A 16,958-nucleotide genomic window follows, 5' to 3' on the forward strand; every position below is an offset into this window, starting at 1 on the left:
CACATGACGTCACACAAGCGGAAGACGGGCCGCCGCCGCGCGGTCATCGGCGGCCTCAGCGCCCTCGGCATCACCGGCGCGGCCGTCGTCGCCGGCACTCTGCTCGCCCCCGCGGGCGCGGCGGGAGCCGTCGCGGCCTGGCCGGAGGCGAAGGGCGACAAGCCGGTCGCCACGACCATCGAGGTCACCGGCACCTACGACGGCAAGCTCAAGCGCTTCCACGGCACCGGTGAGCTCGGCTCGGACGGCCAGGACGAGAGCCAGAAGCCGGTCTTCGTCCTCAAGGACGGCGCCGTCCTCAAGAACGTGATCCTCGGGACGCCGGCCGCCGACGGCGTCCACTGCCTCGGCAGCTGCACCCTCCAGAACGTCTGGTGGGAGAACGTCGGCGAGGACGCCGCCACCTTCAAGGGCACCTCCGCCTCGTCGGTGTACGCGGTGTACGGCGGCGGCGCGAAGAGCGCCTCCGACAAGGTCTTCCAGTTCAACGGCGCGGGCAAGCTGGTCGTGACCAAGTTCCAGGTCTCCGACTTCGGCAAGCTCGTCCGCTCCTGCGGCAACTGCAAGAAGCAGTACGCGCGGACGATCCTGATCAACGACGTGGACGTCACCGCGCCCGGCAAGTCGATCGTCGGCGTCAACGCCAACCACGGCGACACGGCGACCCTGCGGAACATCCGGATCCACGGCGACGCCAAGCAGAAGATCAAGCCGTGCACCCGCTTCACCGGGAACAACACCGGCAAGGAGCCCAAGGAGATCGGCACCGGCCCGGACGGCACCACCTGCCGCTACTCGGCCGCCGACCTCTCGTACCAGTAGCAGCCGAGTACCCGTAGCCCCGAGGGCCAGTAGCAGCCCCGAGTACCCGTACCGCGCCCGGCCCTCAGTCGTCGAGGGTCGGGTGCAGCTCGGGGCGGGCGTCCCACCAGGCCCGGTGGAAGGCGTTGTTGTCGACGTTCGCCAGGTACGCGCGGGCCGCCGCCCGGTACAGCAGCTCCGCCTGCGGGGCCGGTACGGCGGCCCGGTTCCAGGCGAGCCGGATGCGCCCCGTCACCGGGTCGCCCTCCAGGGGCCGAAGGACCGTGCCCTCCGCCGCCGGAGCCGTCGGCTGGCTCATCGAGATCGCCCGGCCGGACGCGATGAGGTCGTAGTGCATCTTGCGGTCGGCGACCCGGTGCCGCAGCGACGGGGTGAACCCGGCCTTCCCGCAGGCCGCGACCAGCGCCTCCGGGCCGCCGTCGTCGTCCTCCACCAGCGTCATCCAGGACTCGCCCGCGAGCTCGGCGAGCGCGATCCGCTCCCGGCCGGCCAGCGGATGTTCCGCCGAGAGCCGCACGCAGAACGGCTCCTTGGGGACGAGGGTGCGGGCCGTCGTCCCCTCGGGCAGCGGCACCTCGTGGTCGTTGACCTCCCCGTACAGGACGGCGTCGTACCGCCCCGCGCCGAGCTGCCGGGTCAGTGTCGTCGCGGAGTGCTCCACGGTGACGGCGATCTCCCGCCCCGCCACGACCTGCTCCAGCTCCCCGAGCAGCCGGTCGACGAGGACGAGCAGGATGCAGCCGAGCCGCAGCGGGGCGTGCGGGGCGACGGCCCGGGCCCCGGCGACCAGCGCGTCCATCTCGCCGAGCACGAGCCGCGCCTTGGCCAGCACGAACTCGCCCAGCGGGGTGGGCTCCACACCGTGCCGACCGCGCAGGAAGAGCTCTCCGCCGGCGACCCGCTCGATGCGCCGCAGCTGCGCCGAGAGGGCCGGTTGCGAGACCCCGAGCCGCCCGGCGGCCCGCCCCAGACTGCCCGCTTCCGCTATCCGGCAGACGGCTTCGAGATGCCTCAACTCCAGCTGCATTTCAGCAGCGTACGCAGCCGCGCACGGGCGCACCATAACCCGCGTCTTATGCCGGATGAGATGTCCCGAACTGGCCATGTCCACGCCCATACTCGGCGCGACGATCCGTCTCCCCCACCCTTGAACGGAGCACGACGTTGCACCCGACCAGACTCACGGCGGCCGTGGCCGCCCTGGCGCTCTCGGCGAGCCTCGCGACCGCCCTCGCCGGACCGGCGACCGCGGCGACCCCGCAGGCCCGACCCGTACCCCCGGGTCACGGCAAGGCGCTCGCCCTCGCCGCCGCCGACAGGGCCGCGAGCAGCGGTCTCGACGAGCTGCGGCACGGCGCCGACGAGGACCTCGTCCGGACGTCCGTCACCCCCTGGACGAACGGCCTGTACTACGCCTCGTACGAGCGCACCTACCGCGGCCTGCCGGTCGTCGGCGGCGACGCGGTCGTCGTCTCCGACAGTTCCGGCAAGGTCCGCGAGGTCACCGGCGCCCCGGCCCCCGCCATCAGGCTCTCCACGAAGGCGAAGGTGACGGCCGGGGCGGCCCTCGCCACCGCCCGGAAGCAGCTGGCCTCGGTCGAGAGCGCGAGCGCTCCGGAGCTGACCGTGCTCCTCAAGGACGGCAAGGCCGTCCTCACCTGGCACACCCTGGTCATCGGCCGGACCGCGCAGGATGCCCCGAGCTCCCTCGACACGTACGTCGACGCGCGCACCGGGTCCGTCGCCCGCGCCACCGACAAGATCCTGCACGCCGACGGCCGTGGCTACCACAACGGCAACGTCACCATCGACACCGCCGCGAGCTCGATGACCGACACCAGCCGTGGCTCCTTCAAGTGCGGCGGCCAGAACGGCAGCGCCTACACGGGCTCCTCGCCGTGGGGCAACAACGGCGCCAACGACCTGGTGACCGCCTGCGTCGACATCATGTACGCGGCGCAGAAGGAACACTCCATGCTCAAGGAGTGGTTCGGCTACAACGGCCAGAACGGCCAGGGCGGCATGGTCCCGGCCCGCGCCGGACTCTCCGAGGTCAACGCCTACTACGACGGTACGAAGACCACGTACGGGCGCGCCCAGACCGGCTCCAACCAGCTCACCGGCATCGACGTCGTGGCCCACGAGTACGGCCACGAGATCTTCGACCGGACGCCGGGCAGCTCGGGTTCGTCCAACGAGAACGGCGGCATGAACGAGTCGACGGGCGACATCTTCGGCGCGCTCACCGAGCACTACGCCAACAACCCGAACGACACCCCGGACTACACGGTCGGCGAGAAGGTCAACTTCTTCGGCGACGGCAAGCCGATCCGGAACATGTACAACCCCTCCCTCGTCGGCAACGACCCCAACTGCTACCCGCAGCTGACCTCCGGCACCGAGGTGCACGCGGCGGCAGGCCCGCAGAACCACTGGTTCTACCTGCTGGCGGAGGGCTCCAACCCGGGCGGCGGCAAGCCCAGCAGCCCGATATGTTCCGGCGGGCCGTCCTCCGTGACCGGCATCGGCATCCAGAAGGCCGGCAAGGTCTTCATGGGCGCCCTGCTCATGAAGACCTCCTCCTGGAACCACCTCGCCGCCCGCAAGGCGACCCTGACCAGTGCCAAGAACACCTACGGCAGCGCCGAGTGCAACGCCGTGAAGGCGGCCTGGAACGCGGTCGGCGTGCCGGCCCAGTCCGGCGAGACCGACTGCGGCGGCACCAGCACCCCGGACTTCTCGCTCGCCCTGAACCCGTCCTCGGGCTCGGTCCAGCCGGGTGCCTCCGTCACCTCCACGGTGAACACCTCCACCACCGGCGGCAGCGCGCAGACCGTGCAGCTCTCCGCGAGCGGCGCCCCGAGCGGGGTCACCGTCTCCTTCAGCCCCTCCTCGGTGACCTCCGGCTCCTCGTCCACGATGACCGTGCAGGTCGCCGCGGGCACGGCCAACGGCACGTACCCGATCACCGTCACCGGTACGGGCTCCGCCACGCACACGGTCACCTACCAGCTGTCGGTCGGCACCACGACCCCGCCCACCGGCTGCGACACCACCGAGTACACGTACCGGGGCACCCTGGCCTCCGGTCAGGCCGAGGCCCAGCCGGACGGCTCGTACTACTACTCGGCGACCTCCGGCACCCACGTGGGCTGCCTGCGCGGCCCGGCCGGGGCCGACTTCGACCTGTACCTGCAGAAGTGGAACGGGTCGACGTGGGTGGACGTGGCCGTCGGCGGCACGGCGACCGCGGACGAGGACACCAGCTACTACGGCACCGCGGGCTACTACCGGTACGTGGTCCACGCGTACAGCGGCTCCGGCGCCTACACGCTGGGCCTGAGCGCCCCGTAAGGGGATGAGCACCCCGTGACGGGGCGGGGCGGTGTCACGGACCGGGGGTTCCGTGACGGCCGCCCCGGAGGGCCGGACGGTCGTACGTCCCACGACCGTCCGGCCCTTCACCCGTGCTCAGCGCACCTCGGCGAGGACGAACCCCGGCTCCTCGGCCCCCGCGTCCGCGATCCGTTCGCCGTCCGGACCCCAGGCCCCGGCCAGGCCGACGCCGACCCCGTCCTCGTTGGCCCCCAGGACGTTGCCGAGCACCACGTACAGACCGAAGTCCCGGGCTCGTACGGGATACACCTTCTCGAAGGAGTCGTTGTCGGCATCGAGCACCGAACTCGCCAGATACACGGTGCACCTGTCGGACGCGGCCCGCTCGGCCAGCTCGGGGAAGCGGTTGTCGTAGCAGGTGGCCAGCGCGAACCGGATGCCGTCGAGCGCGAACCGCCCGTCGGCCCCGCCCGGTTCGAAGACCTCCGCCTCGACCCCGTACAGGTGCTGCTTGTCGTAGCGGGCGAGGAGCGAGCCGTCCGGGCCGATCACGAGCGTGGTGATCCCGGCGCCCGAACCGGCCGTCCTCACCGGCCCGTTGACCACGGCCGCCGCGCCGGCGTCCCGGCAGGCGTCCCGTACGGGCCGGAGGCGCGGGTCGTCCTCGGTGAGGACCAGGGCGGGGGTGTCGCGGATCAGGGACGGCTCGTACCCGGTGAGCGAGAGCTCGGAGAAGACCACGACCCGGGCCCCCTCCGCCCCGGCCGCCCGGACCAGGCCGGCGATCGTACGGACGTTGGCGTCGATGTCCCCGGCGACCGGGACGAACTGGGTGGCTGCGACGATCATGGCGGCCATCATCCCGTGTCCGACTGTAAGGATCAAGAGTGGTCCGAGGGTATTAGCTGCTCCGCCGTCTCGCGGAGCAGGCCCAGGAACGCGGTCGCCGCGACCGTCGGGGTCGCGGGCGCCGCCGCGCAGATCCGGCGGTACGGGACGTCCTCCGGGTGGATCGTGACGAGAGCGACGTCCCGTCGCACCGAAGCCGCCGCCAACGCGGGCACGAGCGTGACGCCGAGGCCCGCCGCCACGGCCCCCAGCTTGGCGATCCAGTCGTGCGCGAGCAGCCCGGTGCGCGGCCGGAAACCGGCGGCGACGGCCGGCCGGAACAGGGTGTCCTCCAGGCGCTCGTGGCCGACGATCCACTCCTCGTCGGCCAGCTCCGCGAGCCGCACGGCCCGCCGCCCCGCACACGGATGCCCCCGCTCCAGGGCCACCAGCATCGGTTCGTCGAGCAGGGGGTGCAGCGTCACGCCGGGCGGCGGGGGAACGGCGGCCGCGGGGCCGACCACCGCGAGGTCCTCCTCCCCGGCGACCACGAGCCCGAGGTGCTTGGCCGACGGCCCCTCGACGCGCGTGACCACGACCCCCGGGTGGCGCTCCCGGAAGGCGGCCTGCGCGCGCGGCACGAGGGAGGCGGTGGCGCTGGAGAAGGCCCCGAGCCGCAGCAGCCCGCCGTCGAGCGTGCGCAGCGAGGCCAGTTCGGCCCGGGCCGCGGCCAGCCGGTCCCGTACCGCCTCGGCGTGCGGCAGCAGCACCCGGCCCGCCTCGGTGAGCCGCACCCCGCGCGGCAGGCGCTCGAACAGCTCCGCGCCCATCTCCTCCTCCAGGGACTGCACTTGGCGGGAGACCGCGGACTGCGTGTAGCCGAGGGCGTGGGCGGCGGCGGTGAAGGAGCCCGCGCGGGCGACCGCGAGGAAGGCCTCGTACAGGCCATGCGAGAGGGGCATGGCGGCCATGCTAGACATTCGCTTGTGGCATGTACGGGGCGGTCCTAGCGTCGAGGACATGGAGAACACCCAGCTCTCGCAGATCGCCTTCCTCGGCCTCGGTTCCATGGGCCTGCCGATGGCCCGCCGCCTCCTCGACGCCGGCCACCCCCTGACCGTCTGGAACCGCACCGCCGCCAAGGCCGACGCCCTCGTCGCCGACGGCGCCGTCCGCGCCGCGACCCCCGCCGAGGCCGTCCGGGACGCCGACGTCGTCGTCACGATGCTCGCGGACCCGGCCGCCGCCCTCGCCGTCGCGGACGAGCTGATCCCGGCGCTGCGCCCCGGCACCCACTGGATCGACACCTCGACCGTCGGCCCGGACACCGTCGCCGCCCTCGCCGCCCGGCTCCCCGCCGGGGTCACCCTCCTCGACGCGCCCGTCATGGGCAGCGTCGACCGGGCGGCCACCGGTGAGCTGCTGATCCTCGCGGGCGGCGACACCGCGCCCGTCGCCGGCGTCCTCGACCGGCTCGGCACCGTCACCCCCTGCGGAGGCCCCGGCACGGGTGCCGCCCTCAAACTCGTCCTCATCAACGCCGTCATCGGCGGGGTCGCCCTCGTCGCCGAGGCCCTCGCGCTCGCCGACTCCCTCGGCCTGCCCCGCGACCTCGCGCTGCGCACCCTCGGCGCGGGCCCGCTCGCGGGCGCCGTCGGCCGGGCCACCGCCACCGGCTCGCACTTCCCGGTCGCCCTGGCCGCGAAGGACGTCGCCCTGGCGACGGCCACGGCGAAGCTGCCCGTCCTGGAGGCCGTCCACCGGCTCCTCGTCGAGGATCCGGCCCTCCTGGGCGAGGACCTGGCGGCCGTCGTCCGCTAGCCGCGCTCCTCGGAGCCGTACAGCAGCCGCAGGAAGTCCCGGAAGGCGCCCGGCATGTCGACCGCCGACGGGTCCAGGAGCCACTGGTACTGGAGGCCGTCCATCACCGCCGTGAGCAGGGGCGCGGCCCGCTCCGGGGTGAGGCCGCCGGGCAGCCGCTCGCCGAACTCCAGGCGCAGGACGTCCGCCATGTTGGCCCGCACCTGCGTGTACCGCTCGGTGAAGAACTCCCGCGCCGGATGCCCGTCGGTGACGCTCTCGCCGAGCAGCGCGGAGAAGGTCTGCACGATCCCCGGTCGCATCGCGTTGTACTCGACGAGCGACTCCAGGAGGTCCAGCCGCCAGCCCTCGCGGTCCCGGCCTCCGCTCGTGTCCCAGCGGTCCCGCTCCTCCAGGACCGCGACGAGCAGCGCCTCCTTCGTCGGGTAGTAGTGCAGCAGCCCCTGCTGGGTCAGCCCGACGCGCTCGGCGACGGAGCCGAGGGTGGCGCCCCGGTAGCCGCGCTCGGCGATCACTTCGAGGGCGGCGCGCAGGATGTCCGCGCGCCGTTCCTCGCTCCTGGCCCGCACCATCGCCGTGGCCCCCTTCCGCAGGTTCGTCCGTCCGACAGGACCGTACCCGCTCGCCCCGCCCCACGAGTAACGAAGAGATAACGTCACCTACCGATCTACAGGTAGGTGGGTGCACGATGGGCGGCATCGGGGTCATCGGCACGTCAACGAGGAGGTACGGCCATGGCGGAGAACACCGCGGAGACCGTGAGGAACGCGGTCGTCGAGGCGGCGCTCGGCAAGCTCGACCTGGACGCCAAGACCCGGCTGCTCGCCGGCCAGGACATGTGGTCCCTGCCCGCCCTGCCGGAGATCGGCCTGAAGTCCCTGGTCATGTCCGACGGCCCCATCGGCGTCCGCGGCGTCCGCTGGACCGCCGACGACCCCTCCGTCGCGCTCCCGTCCCCCACCGCGCTCGCCGCCGCCTGGGACCCCGCCCTCGCCCGCCGGGCCGGCCGGCTCCTCGCCCAGGAGGCCCGCCGCAAGGGCGTCCACGTCCTCCTCGCGCCCACGGTCAACCTGCACCGCACCCCGCTCGGCGGCCGCCACTTCGAGGCCTACAGCGAGGACCCGTACCTCACCGGCGCCATCGGCACCGGCTACGTCCGGGGCGTCCAGGACGGCGGCGTCGGCACCACCGTCAAGCACTTCGTCGCCAACGACGCCGAGACCGACCGCTTCACCGTCGACAACCGGATCGCCCCGCGCCCCCTCCGCGAGCTCTACCTCGCCCCCTTCGAGGCCATCGTCAAGAACGCCCGCCCCTGGGGCATCATGACCGCCTACAACCAGGTCAACGGCGTCACGATGACCGAGCACCACCAGCTCGTGAACGAGGTCCTGCGCGGCGAGTGGGGCTTCGACGGCTTCAACGTCTCCGACTGGATGGCCGCCCGATCCACCACCGCCGACATCGCGGGCGGCCTCGACGTCGCCATGCCGGGACCCGCCACCGTCTACGGCGAGGCCCTCGCCGCCGCCGTCCGCGCCGGCGAGGTCGAGGAGTCCGCCGTCGACGCCGCCGTGCGCAACGTCCTGCGGCTCGCCGCCCGCGTCGGCGCCCTCGAAGGCGCCCCGCCCGTCGTCACCGAACACCCCGCCGCCCTCGACGGCGACGCCCTCGCCCGGGAGATCGCCCGCCGCGGCTTCGTCCTCGTACGGAACGAGAACGGCGCCCTGCCCCTGAAGAACGGCACCGTCGCCCTCTCCGGCGCCGCCGCCCGCGACGCCCGGGTCCTCGGCGGCGGCTCCGCCCAGGTCTTCCCCGACCACGTCGTCTCCCCGCTCGACGGCCTCGCCGCCGCCCTCCCCGAAGGCGCCCTGACCTTCACGATCGGCGCCGACCCCAGCGAGGAACTCGCCCCCGCCGAGCAGGGCTTCACCCTCCGCGCCCGCTGCCGCGACGCCGCCGGGAACGTCATCGGCGAGGGCTCCCTGCCCAACGGCCAGGTCCAGTGGATCGGCGACGACCTCCCCGAGGGCGTCACCCACGAGACCCTCGCCTCCATCGAGGTCATCGGCACCTTCACCCCGCGCGAGTCCGGCGAGCACGCCTTCGGCACCCGTGGCCTCGGCGCCTTCACCCTCACCGTCGCCGGGGAGACCGTCTTCGACGGCACCCAGGTCATGGGCCCCGAGACCGACCCCTTCGAGGCCTTCTTCGGCTCCCCGGTCGAGCGCGGCAAGGTCGCGCTCACCGCCGGCGAGACCGTCGAGGTCTCCCTCCTGCACACCCTCGACAAGGAGTTCGCGGCCCCGCTCCCGGCCGTCATGTTCTCCTTCGTCCACCTCGGTCCCCGCCGTGACCCCGACGAACTGATCGCCGAGGCCGTCGAGGCCGCCCGCGCCGCCGACACCGCCGTCGTGGTCGTCGCCACCACCGAGCGCGTCGAGTCCGAGGGCTTCGACCGCAAGGACCTCGCCCTCCCCGGCCGCCAGGACGACCTCGTACGGGCCGTGGCCGCCGCCAACCCGAACACCGTCGTCGTCGTCAACGCCGGCTCCCCGGTCGAGCTGCCCTGGCGCGAGGACGTGGCCGCGATCCTGCTCGGCTGGTTCCCCGGCCAGGAGGGCGGCGCCGCCCTCGCCGACGTCCTCACCGGCGCCGAGGAGCCCGGTGGCCGCCTCCCCACCACCTGGCCCGTCGCCCTCGCCGACGCCCCCGTCACCGAGGTCACCCCGACGGACGGCGAACTGCACTACACCGAGGGCGTCTTCATCGGATACCGCGCCTGGGACAAGGCCGGCGCCGTCCCCGCGTACCCCTTCGGCCACGGCCTCGGCTACACGAGCTGGTCGTACGACTCCCTGGTCGCGACCCCCGACACGGCCACCGTCCGGATCACCAACACCGGCGACCGGCGGGGCCGCGAGACCGTCCAGATCTACCTGGCCCCCGTATCGGACTCCGTGGAACGCCCCGCCCGCTGGCTCGCCGGCTTCGCGAGCGTCGAGGCCGCGCCCGGCGAGACCGTCGAGACCGGGATCGCGCTGCCCCGCCGCGCCTTCGAGATCTGGGACGAGGACAGGGGCGACTGGACCCTCGTCACCGGGGCGTACGAGGTCGTCGCGGCCCGCTCCCTCACCGACGCCCGCCTGACCGCCACCCTGGAGCTCTGACCCGACGGGCACCCCACGACCGGCCCCGGGGCGGCACCTGACAACCGCCCCGGGGCCCCTCACCCCTTCGTGATCCGCCGGTACGCCAGCTCCGCGAGCCGCGCCTGCCCGTCCTTGCTCGGATGGAACCAGTCCCAGGGGCTCAACTGCCCGCCGTCGAAGCGGAACCCGAAGACCGCCCCGCCGTCGTACCGGCAGCGCGCGTCCTTCGCGCAGACCTCCTCCAGGACCCCGTTGTACGCCACCACCCGGTCCCGCACCGCCGCCCGCCGCCGCTCGGCCGCCGGACCCAGGTCCTCCGCGTCCGCCAGCATCGCGCCGCAGATCCCCAGCTTCCACACCCGGAGCCCCATCGGGCTCAGCCGCCCCGTCGACCACAGGCGCTTCAGGTCCGGCACGCTCGCCACGTACACCTGCGCCTTCGGTGCGCCCGCCCGCAGCCGGGCGAGGGCCGCCTCGAAGGAGGCGCGGAAATCGGCGACCGGGGTCATGAGGTCCGGAGTGGCCCGGCAGGCGTCGTTCGCCCCCATCATCACCGTCACCAGCTCGGGCTTCTCGGCCGCCGCCCCCGCCATCTGTGCGGGGAGCTCCGCCATCCGCGCGCCCGTCCTGGCCAGGTTCCAGCTGCGGGTGGCCACCTTCTCCGGGCCGAGCAGCCGCAGCGCCAGGCTGTTGACGCCGGTGTCCGTCCCGGTCGCCCAGGACACCTCGGGGCAGTCCGCGAGGAGGGAGCACGCGTCGAAGGCGCGGGTCATGGAGTCGCCGACGGCCGCGACGGAGGCGGGGGAGACGTCCCACGACGGCGTCGGTCTCGGCTTCGGCTTCGGCGCGGACGCCTTGACCGGGGCCTCCTGCGGGTCCCCGGCCGTGCAGCCGGAGAGCGCCCCGCCGCACAGCAGCGCGGCCGTCGCGGCGGCGACAGCGGTACGGAATCGGCGTCGGCCGCGCATCCCCGGCCCCTCCTTCGGCGTCCTGGCGGGTGAAAGCTTCGTGTTCACCCGCCCCCGGACCGACCGTACGTCACACCGATGACGGTGCGGCACGGTAGCTTTTCCCCCGTCGAACCAGAGGCGCCTTTGCCGACCGGCTCCGGTAAATTACATCACGTCACATGCTGTCCCTTTTTTGATGGTTTGCGATGCTCTGCTCCTGATGCTGTTTACTGAGGCCGCTGGGAAGGCGAACCTCGTCCCACACTGGAGGTCCCGGTGACGACACGTGGAGTCCTGTACGTTCACTCCGCACCGCGCGCGATGTGCCCGCACGTCGAATGGGCGGTCGCGGGTGTCCTCGGTGCGAGGGTCCAGCTCGACTGGATCCGCCAGCCGGCGTCCCCCGGCACCTGGAGAGCCGAGTTCTCCTGGCAGGGCCAGACCGGCACCGCCTCCAAGCTCGCCTCCGCACTCCGCGGCTGGCAGATGCTCCGCTTCGAGGTCACCGCGGAACCCTGCCCCACCGCCGAGGGCGAACGCTACAGCGCCACCCCCGACCTGGGCATCTTCCACGCCGTCACCGGCATGCACGGCGACATCCTGATCCCCGAGGACCGGCTGCGGGCCGCCCTCGCACGCTCCGCGCAGGGCGAGACCCAACTGGAGACGGAGATCGCCAAGCTGCTCGGGAAGCCCTGGGACGACGAGCTGGAACCCTTCCGGTACGCGGGCGAGGGCGCCCCCGTCCGCTGGCTGCACCAGGTCGTCTGACGCGGGTGGATTCCGCCCGGGTGCGCAGGGGGCGCGCCGGGTGGGAGAGAAGTGACGCGTGACGGCGCAGCGGGGGCCGCGTTCGGCGCCGCGGTGGTCTTCCTGGGTGCGGGGGTCGTCGGCGGTGCCTGGCCGACGGGCTGGGTGGCACTGGTGTGCGCCCTGGTCCTGGCAGCGCTCGGGGCGACCGTTCTGGTGAGCCGGCGGAGGGACCGTACAACTCCCCGTGACGAGGGTACGGTCCTCGACAAGACCGGCGCCGGCCGGGCCACCGGCCGGTCCTCCACGGTGGCCGCCGGGGTCGTCTGGCTGCTCGCGCTCGCGGCCGCGGGGAGTTGGGGACTCATGGCGGCGGACGACGACGCCGACGGGGACAGGGCGTCCGGCAACCCCTCGGCCACGGCCCCCGCTTCGCCGACCGGGGGCGAGGCGGGCATCGCGTGGTCCGTCCCGGCGGTCGGAGCGAAGTACGACGAGGGGGTCGGCGCCTGGGCCCTCGGGGACACCGTCGGGCAGGGGCGGCTCGACGGGCTGTTCGCCTACGACTCCGCCGACGGCGACGTCCGCTGGAGCGTTCCCGCGCCGACCCGCGAGGCCCTCTGCGCGATGTCCCCGGACACCGAGCAGGGCATCGGCCTGATCGCCCACGGCCGGCACGAGGAGGCCTGCGCGACCGTCCTCGCCGTCCGCACCTCCGACGGCAAGGTCCTGTGGCGGAAGGACCTCACCGGCAAGGGCCTTCTCGCCCGGGGTCTCGCCGTCGGCGGCGGAACCGCCGTCACCGCCGAGGACGGAACCGTACGGGGTCGTTCCGCCGAGACCGGCGAACAGCGCTGGCAGCGGGCCTCCGACAAGGGCTGCGAGGTGCTCGCGGTGGACGCCGACGCCACCCGTGCCCTCGTCGTCGAACAGTGCGGCAAGGGTGCGCGGCTCGTCGCCCTGGACACCCGGACCGGCGCACGGCGGTGGATCCGGGAGCTGCCCGTCGAGTCCCGCGCCGAGGCTTCGGTCGTCTCCGTCTCCCCGGTCGTCCTCGCGGTCGACGAGGACGACAAGCGCGGCACCCACGCCTTCCTGGGCTTCGATGACCGGGGCGCCCCGACGGTGACCATTCCGCTCGCCGGCCCCGAGAGCCTTCTCTCCGCCCCCGGCGACGTGGGCAGCGGCCGCTCCACCCGGCCCGTCGTCCGTGACGGACGTCTGATCACCCTCGCCGAGCGCGAACTCGTGCCCGACCGGGTCGTCGCCCACTCCCTCACGGACGGCCGGAAGGCGTGGGAGTACCGCTCGGAGCACCAGACGACGGCGCTGGCGGTGGAACCGGACGGCCGCGTCGCGGTCCTGGAGAACCGGAACGGCGCGGCGGTCGTGCTCCTCGACCCGGCCACGGGCGAGGCGGGTGCGGTGCTCTCCGCGGAGGACGCGGCGGCGAAGCTGTCCATCGAGCCGGAACTCCTTGTCGCCCCCGGCGGCCGCCACGTCGTCGTGAACCACATCCTGATGCAGGCGGAACCCTCGGCCTTCGCCCTGCACTGACCCTCCGCACGACGAAGGCCCACCCCCGGGCGGGGGTGGGCCTCACGCGTGAGGTGCGGGTCAGACCGTGCGGAACGCCAGGACCACGTTGTGGCCGCCGAAGCCGAACGAGTTGTTGATCGCGGCGATCGTGCCCTGCGGCAGCTCGCGCGGCTCGCCGCGGACGATGTCGGCCTCGACCTCCGGGTCCAGGTCGTCGACGTTGATCGTCGGCGGGGCCAGGCGGTTGTGGAGCGCCAGGACCGTCGCGACGGTCTCGATGCCGCCCGCGCCACCGAGGAGGTGACCGGTCATCGACTTCGTCGCGGAGATCGCGACGTGGTCCAGGTCGTCGCCCAGGACCTTCCGCAGCGCCTTGATCTCGGCGACGTCGCCCTGCGGCGTCGACGTGGCGTGCGCGTTGAGGTGGACGACCTCGGACGGCTTGAGGTCCGTCGAGTCCAGCAGGTTCTGCATCGCGGCGGCGATGCCCCGGCCGGTCGGCTCGGGCTGCGCGATGTGGTGGCTGTCGGCCGACAGGCCCTGGCCGAGCACCTCGCAGTAGATGCGGGCGCCGCGGGCCTTCGCGTGCTCCTCGGACTCGAGGATCACGACACCGGCGCCCTCGCCGAGCACGAAGCCGTCGCGGCCGGTGTCGTAGGGGCGCGAGGCCTTCGTCGGCTCGTCGTTGTTCTTGGACATCGCCATCATGTTGGCGAAGGCGGCGATCGGCAGCGGGTGGATCGCGGCCTCGGTACCGCCGGCGACGACCACGTCGGCACGACCGGTACGGATCATCTCGACGGCGTAGCCGATCGCCTCGGCACCCGACGCGCACGCGGAGACGGGGGTGTGGACGCCCGCCCGGGCGTTCACCTCCAGACCCACGTTCGCGGAGGGGCTGTTGGGCATGAGCATGGGCACGGTGTGCGGGGAGACGCGGCGTACGCCCTTCTCCTTCAGCACGTCGTACTGGTCGAGCAGAGTGGTGACACCGCCGATGCCGGAGGCGATGACGGAGCCGAGCCGCTCGGGGGCGACGGACGAGTCCTCGCCGGCCGGGGCGGTGTAGCCCGCGTCGGCCCAGGCCTCACGGGCCGCGATCAGCGCGAACTGCGCCGAGCGGTCCAGCTTGCGGGCCAGCGGGCGGGGCAGCACGTCGCCGGGGTCGACCGCGGCGAGCGCCGCGATCTGGACGGGCAGTTCGGCGAAGCGCTCGCCCTCCAGGGGCTTGACGCCGGAGCGCCCCGCGAGAAGACCTTCCCAGGTCGACGCGGAGTCGCCACCCAGCGGTGTGGTTGCGCCGATACCGGTGACGACCACGGTGCGATTGGTCGAGCTCACAGGAATTCGTTCTCCATGTGTGTGATGGTCGGAATACGGCGCCACCGCCGGGTGGCGGACCGAGTCAGCGTGGACCGAGTCGGCAGGGGCCGAATCAGGCCTGGTGCTTCAGGATGTAGTCGGCGGCGTCGCCGACCGTCTTGAGGTTCTTGACGTCCTCGTCGGGGATCTTCACGTCGAAGCGCTCTTCGGCGGCGACGACGACCTCGACCATGGACAGCGAGTCGACGTCCAGGTCGTCGGTGAAGGACTTGTCCAGCTGGACGTCCTCGACCGGGATGCCGGCGATCTCGTTGACGATCTCGGCGAGACCCTCGACGATCTGCTCCTGGGTGTGAGCCATAGTGGCGCTCCTTCTTGCGGTTACTTCGGTAAAAGGGGGCTTCCGGAGGATCCGGTGTGCCTAGGGGAGGGTAACGACCGTCGCGGCGTAGACGAGACCCGCCCCGAAGCCGATGACGAGCGCGGTGTCGCCGCTCTTCGCCTTCCCGGTCGCCAGGAGCCGCTCCATGGCGAGCGGGATCGAGGCGGCCGAGGTGTTGCCGGTGGTCTCCACGTCACGGGCGACCGTGACGTGCTCCGGCAGCTTCAGAGTCTTCACCATCGAGTCGATGATCCGCATGTTCGCCTGGTGCGGGATGAAGACGTCCAGGTCGTCCGCCGTGATGCCGGCGGCGTCCAGGGCCTGCTGGGCGACCTTCGCCATCTCGAAGACGGCCCAGCGGAAGACCGCCTGGCCCTCCTGCGTGATGGCGGGGAACTTGATCTCGCCCTGCTCGTTGAGCGGCAGCTTCGAGACGTCGCCGCCGTGGAACTCGTTCCACGGCACGGTCTGCTTGATCGTCTCGGACTTGTCGCCCTCGGAACCCCAGACCGTGGGGCCGATGTGCGGCTCCTCGGAGGGGCCGACGACCACGGCGCCGGCGCCGTCGCCGAACAGGAAGGCCGTCGCGCGGTCCTCCAGATCCGTCAGGTCGCTGAGCCGCTCGACACCGATGACCAGGACGTACTCCGCCGATCCCTCGACGATCATGCCCTTGGCGAGCGTCAGGCCGTAGCCGAAGCCCGCGCAGCCGGCGGAGATGTCGAACGCGGCCGGCTTCCCGGCGCCGATCTTGTCGGCGATCTCGGTGGCGACGGCCGGGGTCTGCTTGAAGTGCGAGACCGTGGAGACGATCACGGCGCCGATCTGCTCGGGGGTGATCCCGGCGTCGGCGATGGCCTTGCCCGAGGCCTCCACCGACATGGCGGCGACCGTCTCCTCCGGAGAGGCCCAGTGGCGGGTGGAGATGCCGGAGCGCGAGCGGATCCACTCGTCGGACGAGTCGATCTTCTCGAGGATCACCTCGTTCGGCACGACCCGGGTGGGGCGGTAACCGCCGACACCGAGGATCCGTGCGTACGGGGCGCCCTTGCTGGGCTTGATCTTCGACATGTTTCTCGACACTCCTTGTCAGACGGCCGCGTGCTCGGCGATGAGCGTACGGGCCGCGTCGAGGTCGTCGGGAGTCTTGAGGGCGACCGTGGCCACCCCCGGCAGGGCGCGCTTGGCGATTCCGGTCAGGGTGCCGCCGGGGCACACCTCGATCAGCGCGGTCGCGCCGAGCTCCTGGAAGGTCTCCATGCACAGGTCCCAGCGGACCGGGTTCGCGACCTGGCCGACCAGACGGGCCACGACCTCGGCGCCGTCGGTGACGACCTGCCCGTCCTTGTTGGAGACGTAGCGGGTGACCGGAGCGGCCGGCGACAGCTCCTTCGCCGCCTCCTCCAGCGTCGCCACGGCCGGGGCCATGTGGTGCGTGTGGAAGGCGCCCGCGACCTTGAGCGCGACGACCCGGCGGACGCCCTCGGGCTTGTCCGCCTCCAGGGCGGCCAGCTGCTCCAGGGTGCCGGCGGCCACGATCTGGCCGGCGCCGTTCACGTTGGCCGCGGTCAGGCCGAGCTTCTCCAGGTGCGGGACGGTCACCTCGGGGTCGCCGCCGAGCAGCGCCGACATGCCCGTCGCGGTGATCGCGGCGGCCTCGGCCATCGCGAGACCACGGGTACGGACGAGGCGGAGCGCGGCGGTGTCGTCCAGGACGCCCGCGAACGCGGCGGCGGTGAACTCGCCGACGCTGTGACCGGCGACGACGCCGGGCGTCCCCGCCGCGTCAGCGGCTGATGTCCCAGTGCCGAGAGCGGCCGCGGACAGCAGGCCGGCGGCGACGAGGAGGGGCTGGGCCACGGCGGTGTCACGGATCTCGTCCGCGTCCGCCTTCGTGCCGTAGTGGGCGAGGTCGAGCCCGATGGCGTCGGACCAGGCCGCGATGCGGTCGGCGGCGCCGGGGAGTTCGAGCCAGGGGGTCAGGAAGCCGGGCGTCTGGGCGCCTTGGCCGGGAGCGACGAGTACGAGCACCCTCACACTCTCTCTTGGGGACGG

The 16,958-nt window shown here is 72.9% G+C and carries 15 protein-coding genes; 6 read left to right on the plus strand and 9 right to left on the minus strand.

The features are described 5' to 3' along the window. The first annotated feature begins 3 nt into the window (after positions 1 to 3). A complete protein-coding gene (locus BLW86_RS25865) occupies positions 4 to 822 on the plus strand; it encodes a pectate lyase (protein WP_093876257.1) in 819 nt (272 codons plus the stop codon). A 64-nt stretch (positions 823 to 886) separates the two neighbouring features. Here BLW86_RS25865 and BLW86_RS25870 read toward each other — a convergent pair whose 3' ends face one another. After that, positions 887 to 1,849: a LysR family transcriptional regulator gene (locus tag BLW86_RS25870; RefSeq protein ID WP_093876258.1), complete on the minus strand. Its 963-nt coding sequence runs from the start codon at positions 1,847 to 1,849 to the stop codon at positions 887 to 889. A 137-nt stretch (positions 1,850 to 1,986) separates the two neighbouring features. Between BLW86_RS25870 and BLW86_RS25875 the strand changes: the two genes are divergently transcribed. Next, positions 1,987 to 4,176 carry a M4 family metallopeptidase gene (locus BLW86_RS25875; RefSeq protein ID WP_256341426.1) on the plus strand — a complete coding sequence of 730 codons (2,190 nt, stop codon included), beginning with the start codon at positions 1,987 to 1,989 and terminating at the stop codon, positions 4,174 to 4,176. A 117-nt stretch (positions 4,177 to 4,293) separates the two neighbouring features. Here BLW86_RS25875 and BLW86_RS25880 read toward each other — a convergent pair whose 3' ends face one another. Together BLW86_RS25880 and BLW86_RS25885 are read right to left on the minus strand one after the other, a co-directional pair. Beyond that, the gene (locus tag BLW86_RS25880; RefSeq protein ID WP_093878862.1) at positions 4,294 to 5,007 is read right to left on the minus strand and encodes a carbon-nitrogen hydrolase family protein; all 714 of its coding nucleotides are present in this window, start codon (positions 5,005 to 5,007) and stop codon (positions 4,294 to 4,296) included. Between the two features lie 32 nt (positions 5,008 to 5,039). Further along, complete coding sequence (locus tag BLW86_RS25885; RefSeq protein ID WP_256341427.1) at positions 5,040 to 5,948, minus strand: LysR family transcriptional regulator; 909 nt, start codon at positions 5,946 to 5,948, stop codon at positions 5,040 to 5,042. 58 nt (positions 5,949 to 6,006) lie between these two features. Here BLW86_RS25885 and BLW86_RS25890 point away from each other — a divergent pair, with 58 nt between their 5' ends. Then, positions 6,007 to 6,807 carry an NAD(P)-dependent oxidoreductase gene (locus BLW86_RS25890; protein WP_093876261.1) on the plus strand — a complete coding sequence of 267 codons (801 nt, stop codon included), beginning with the start codon at positions 6,007 to 6,009 and terminating at the stop codon, positions 6,805 to 6,807. On the opposite strand, the gene BLW86_RS25895 is transcribed toward BLW86_RS25890, so the two are convergent. Further along, positions 6,804 to 7,379, minus strand: a complete 576-nt coding sequence (locus BLW86_RS25895) for a TetR/AcrR family transcriptional regulator (RefSeq protein WP_093876262.1) — start codon at positions 7,377 to 7,379, stop codon at positions 6,804 to 6,806. The two genes, BLW86_RS25890 and BLW86_RS25895, sit on opposite strands and share 4 nt — an antisense overlap. Before the next feature lie 162 nt (positions 7,380 to 7,541). Here BLW86_RS25895 and BLW86_RS25900 point away from each other — a divergent pair, with 162 nt between their 5' ends. Beyond that, a complete protein-coding gene (locus BLW86_RS25900) occupies positions 7,542 to 9,977 on the plus strand; it encodes a glycoside hydrolase family 3 protein (RefSeq protein ID WP_093876263.1) in 2,436 nt (811 codons plus the stop codon). A gap of 59 nt (positions 9,978 to 10,036) precedes the next feature. Here BLW86_RS25900 and BLW86_RS25905 read toward each other — a convergent pair whose 3' ends face one another. Then, complete coding sequence (locus tag BLW86_RS25905; RefSeq protein ID WP_093876264.1) at positions 10,037 to 10,927, minus strand: SGNH/GDSL hydrolase family protein; 891 nt, start codon at positions 10,925 to 10,927, stop codon at positions 10,037 to 10,039. Positions 10,928 to 11,185: 258 nt separating this feature from the next. On the opposite strand from BLW86_RS25905, the gene BLW86_RS25910 reads away from it, so the two are divergent. Together BLW86_RS25910 and BLW86_RS25915 are read left to right on the plus strand one after the other, a co-directional pair. Further along, complete coding sequence (locus tag BLW86_RS25910; RefSeq protein WP_030693373.1) at positions 11,186 to 11,680, plus strand: DUF3145 domain-containing protein; 495 nt, start codon at positions 11,186 to 11,188, stop codon at positions 11,678 to 11,680. Between the two features lie 51 nt (positions 11,681 to 11,731). Beyond that, entirely contained in the window at positions 11,732 to 13,216 is a 1,485-nt protein-coding gene (locus BLW86_RS25915) for an outer membrane protein assembly factor BamB family protein (protein ID WP_093876265.1), read from the plus strand. 60 nt (positions 13,217 to 13,276) lie between these two features. Here the strand turns inward: BLW86_RS25915 and fabF are convergent, their stop codons facing one another. The 4 genes from fabF to BLW86_RS25935 form a co-directional block, all read right to left on the minus strand. Next, positions 13,277 to 14,539 carry a beta-ketoacyl-ACP synthase II gene (gene fabF, locus BLW86_RS25920; protein ID WP_093876266.1) on the minus strand — a complete coding sequence of 421 codons (1,263 nt, stop codon included), beginning with the start codon at positions 14,537 to 14,539 and terminating at the stop codon, positions 13,277 to 13,279. 94 nt (positions 14,540 to 14,633) lie between these two features. After that, entirely contained in the window at positions 14,634 to 14,882 is a 249-nt protein-coding gene (locus BLW86_RS25925) for an acyl carrier protein (protein WP_093876267.1), read from the minus strand. A 60-nt stretch (positions 14,883 to 14,942) separates the two neighbouring features. Further along, positions 14,943 to 15,974, minus strand: a complete 1,032-nt coding sequence (locus BLW86_RS25930) for a ketoacyl-ACP synthase III (RefSeq protein ID WP_093876268.1) — start codon at positions 15,972 to 15,974, stop codon at positions 14,943 to 14,945. An 18-nt stretch (positions 15,975 to 15,992) separates the two neighbouring features. Beyond that, positions 15,993 to 16,934 (minus strand): ACP S-malonyltransferase, encoded by a 942-nt coding sequence (locus BLW86_RS25935; RefSeq protein WP_093876269.1) that lies wholly within the window; start codon positions 16,932 to 16,934, stop codon positions 15,993 to 15,995. Between the last annotated feature and the right edge of the window lie 24 nt (positions 16,935 to 16,958).

The sequence above is a fragment of the Streptomyces sp. TLI_105 genome, assembly GCF_900105415.1.
Lineage (GTDB): Bacteria > Actinomycetota > Actinomycetes > Streptomycetales > Streptomycetaceae > Streptomyces.

Coding starts and splice junctions, on each gene's coding strand:
- BLW86_RS25865 (WP_093876257.1), top strand. CDS start 4: ATGACGTCACACAAGCGGAAGACGGGCCGCCGCCGCGCGGTCATCGGC.
- BLW86_RS25870 (WP_093876258.1), bottom strand. CDS start 1,849: ATGCAGCTGGAGTTGAGGCATCTCGAAGCCGTCTGCCGGATAGCGGAA.
- BLW86_RS25880 (WP_093878862.1), bottom strand. CDS start 5,007: ATGATCGTCGCAGCCACCCAGTTCGTCCCGGTCGCCGGGGACATCGAC.
- BLW86_RS25885 (WP_256341427.1), bottom strand. CDS start 5,948: ATGCCCCTCTCGCATGGCCTGTACGAGGCCTTCCTCGCGGTCGCCCGC.
- BLW86_RS25890 (WP_093876261.1), top strand. CDS start 6,007: ATGGAGAACACCCAGCTCTCGCAGATCGCCTTCCTCGGCCTCGGTTCC.
- BLW86_RS25895 (WP_093876262.1), bottom strand. CDS start 7,379: ATGGTGCGGGCCAGGAGCGAGGAACGGCGCGCGGACATCCTGCGCGCC.
- BLW86_RS25900 (WP_093876263.1), top strand. CDS start 7,542: ATGGCGGAGAACACCGCGGAGACCGTGAGGAACGCGGTCGTCGAGGCG.
- BLW86_RS25905 (WP_093876264.1), bottom strand. CDS start 10,927: ATGCGCGGCCGACGCCGATTCCGTACCGCTGTCGCCGCCGCGACGGCC.
- BLW86_RS25925 (WP_093876267.1), bottom strand. CDS start 14,882: ATGGCTCACACCCAGGAGCAGATCGTCGAGGGTCTCGCCGAGATCGTC.
- BLW86_RS25930 (WP_093876268.1), bottom strand. CDS start 15,974: ATGTCGAAGATCAAGCCCAGCAAGGGCGCCCCGTACGCACGGATCCTC.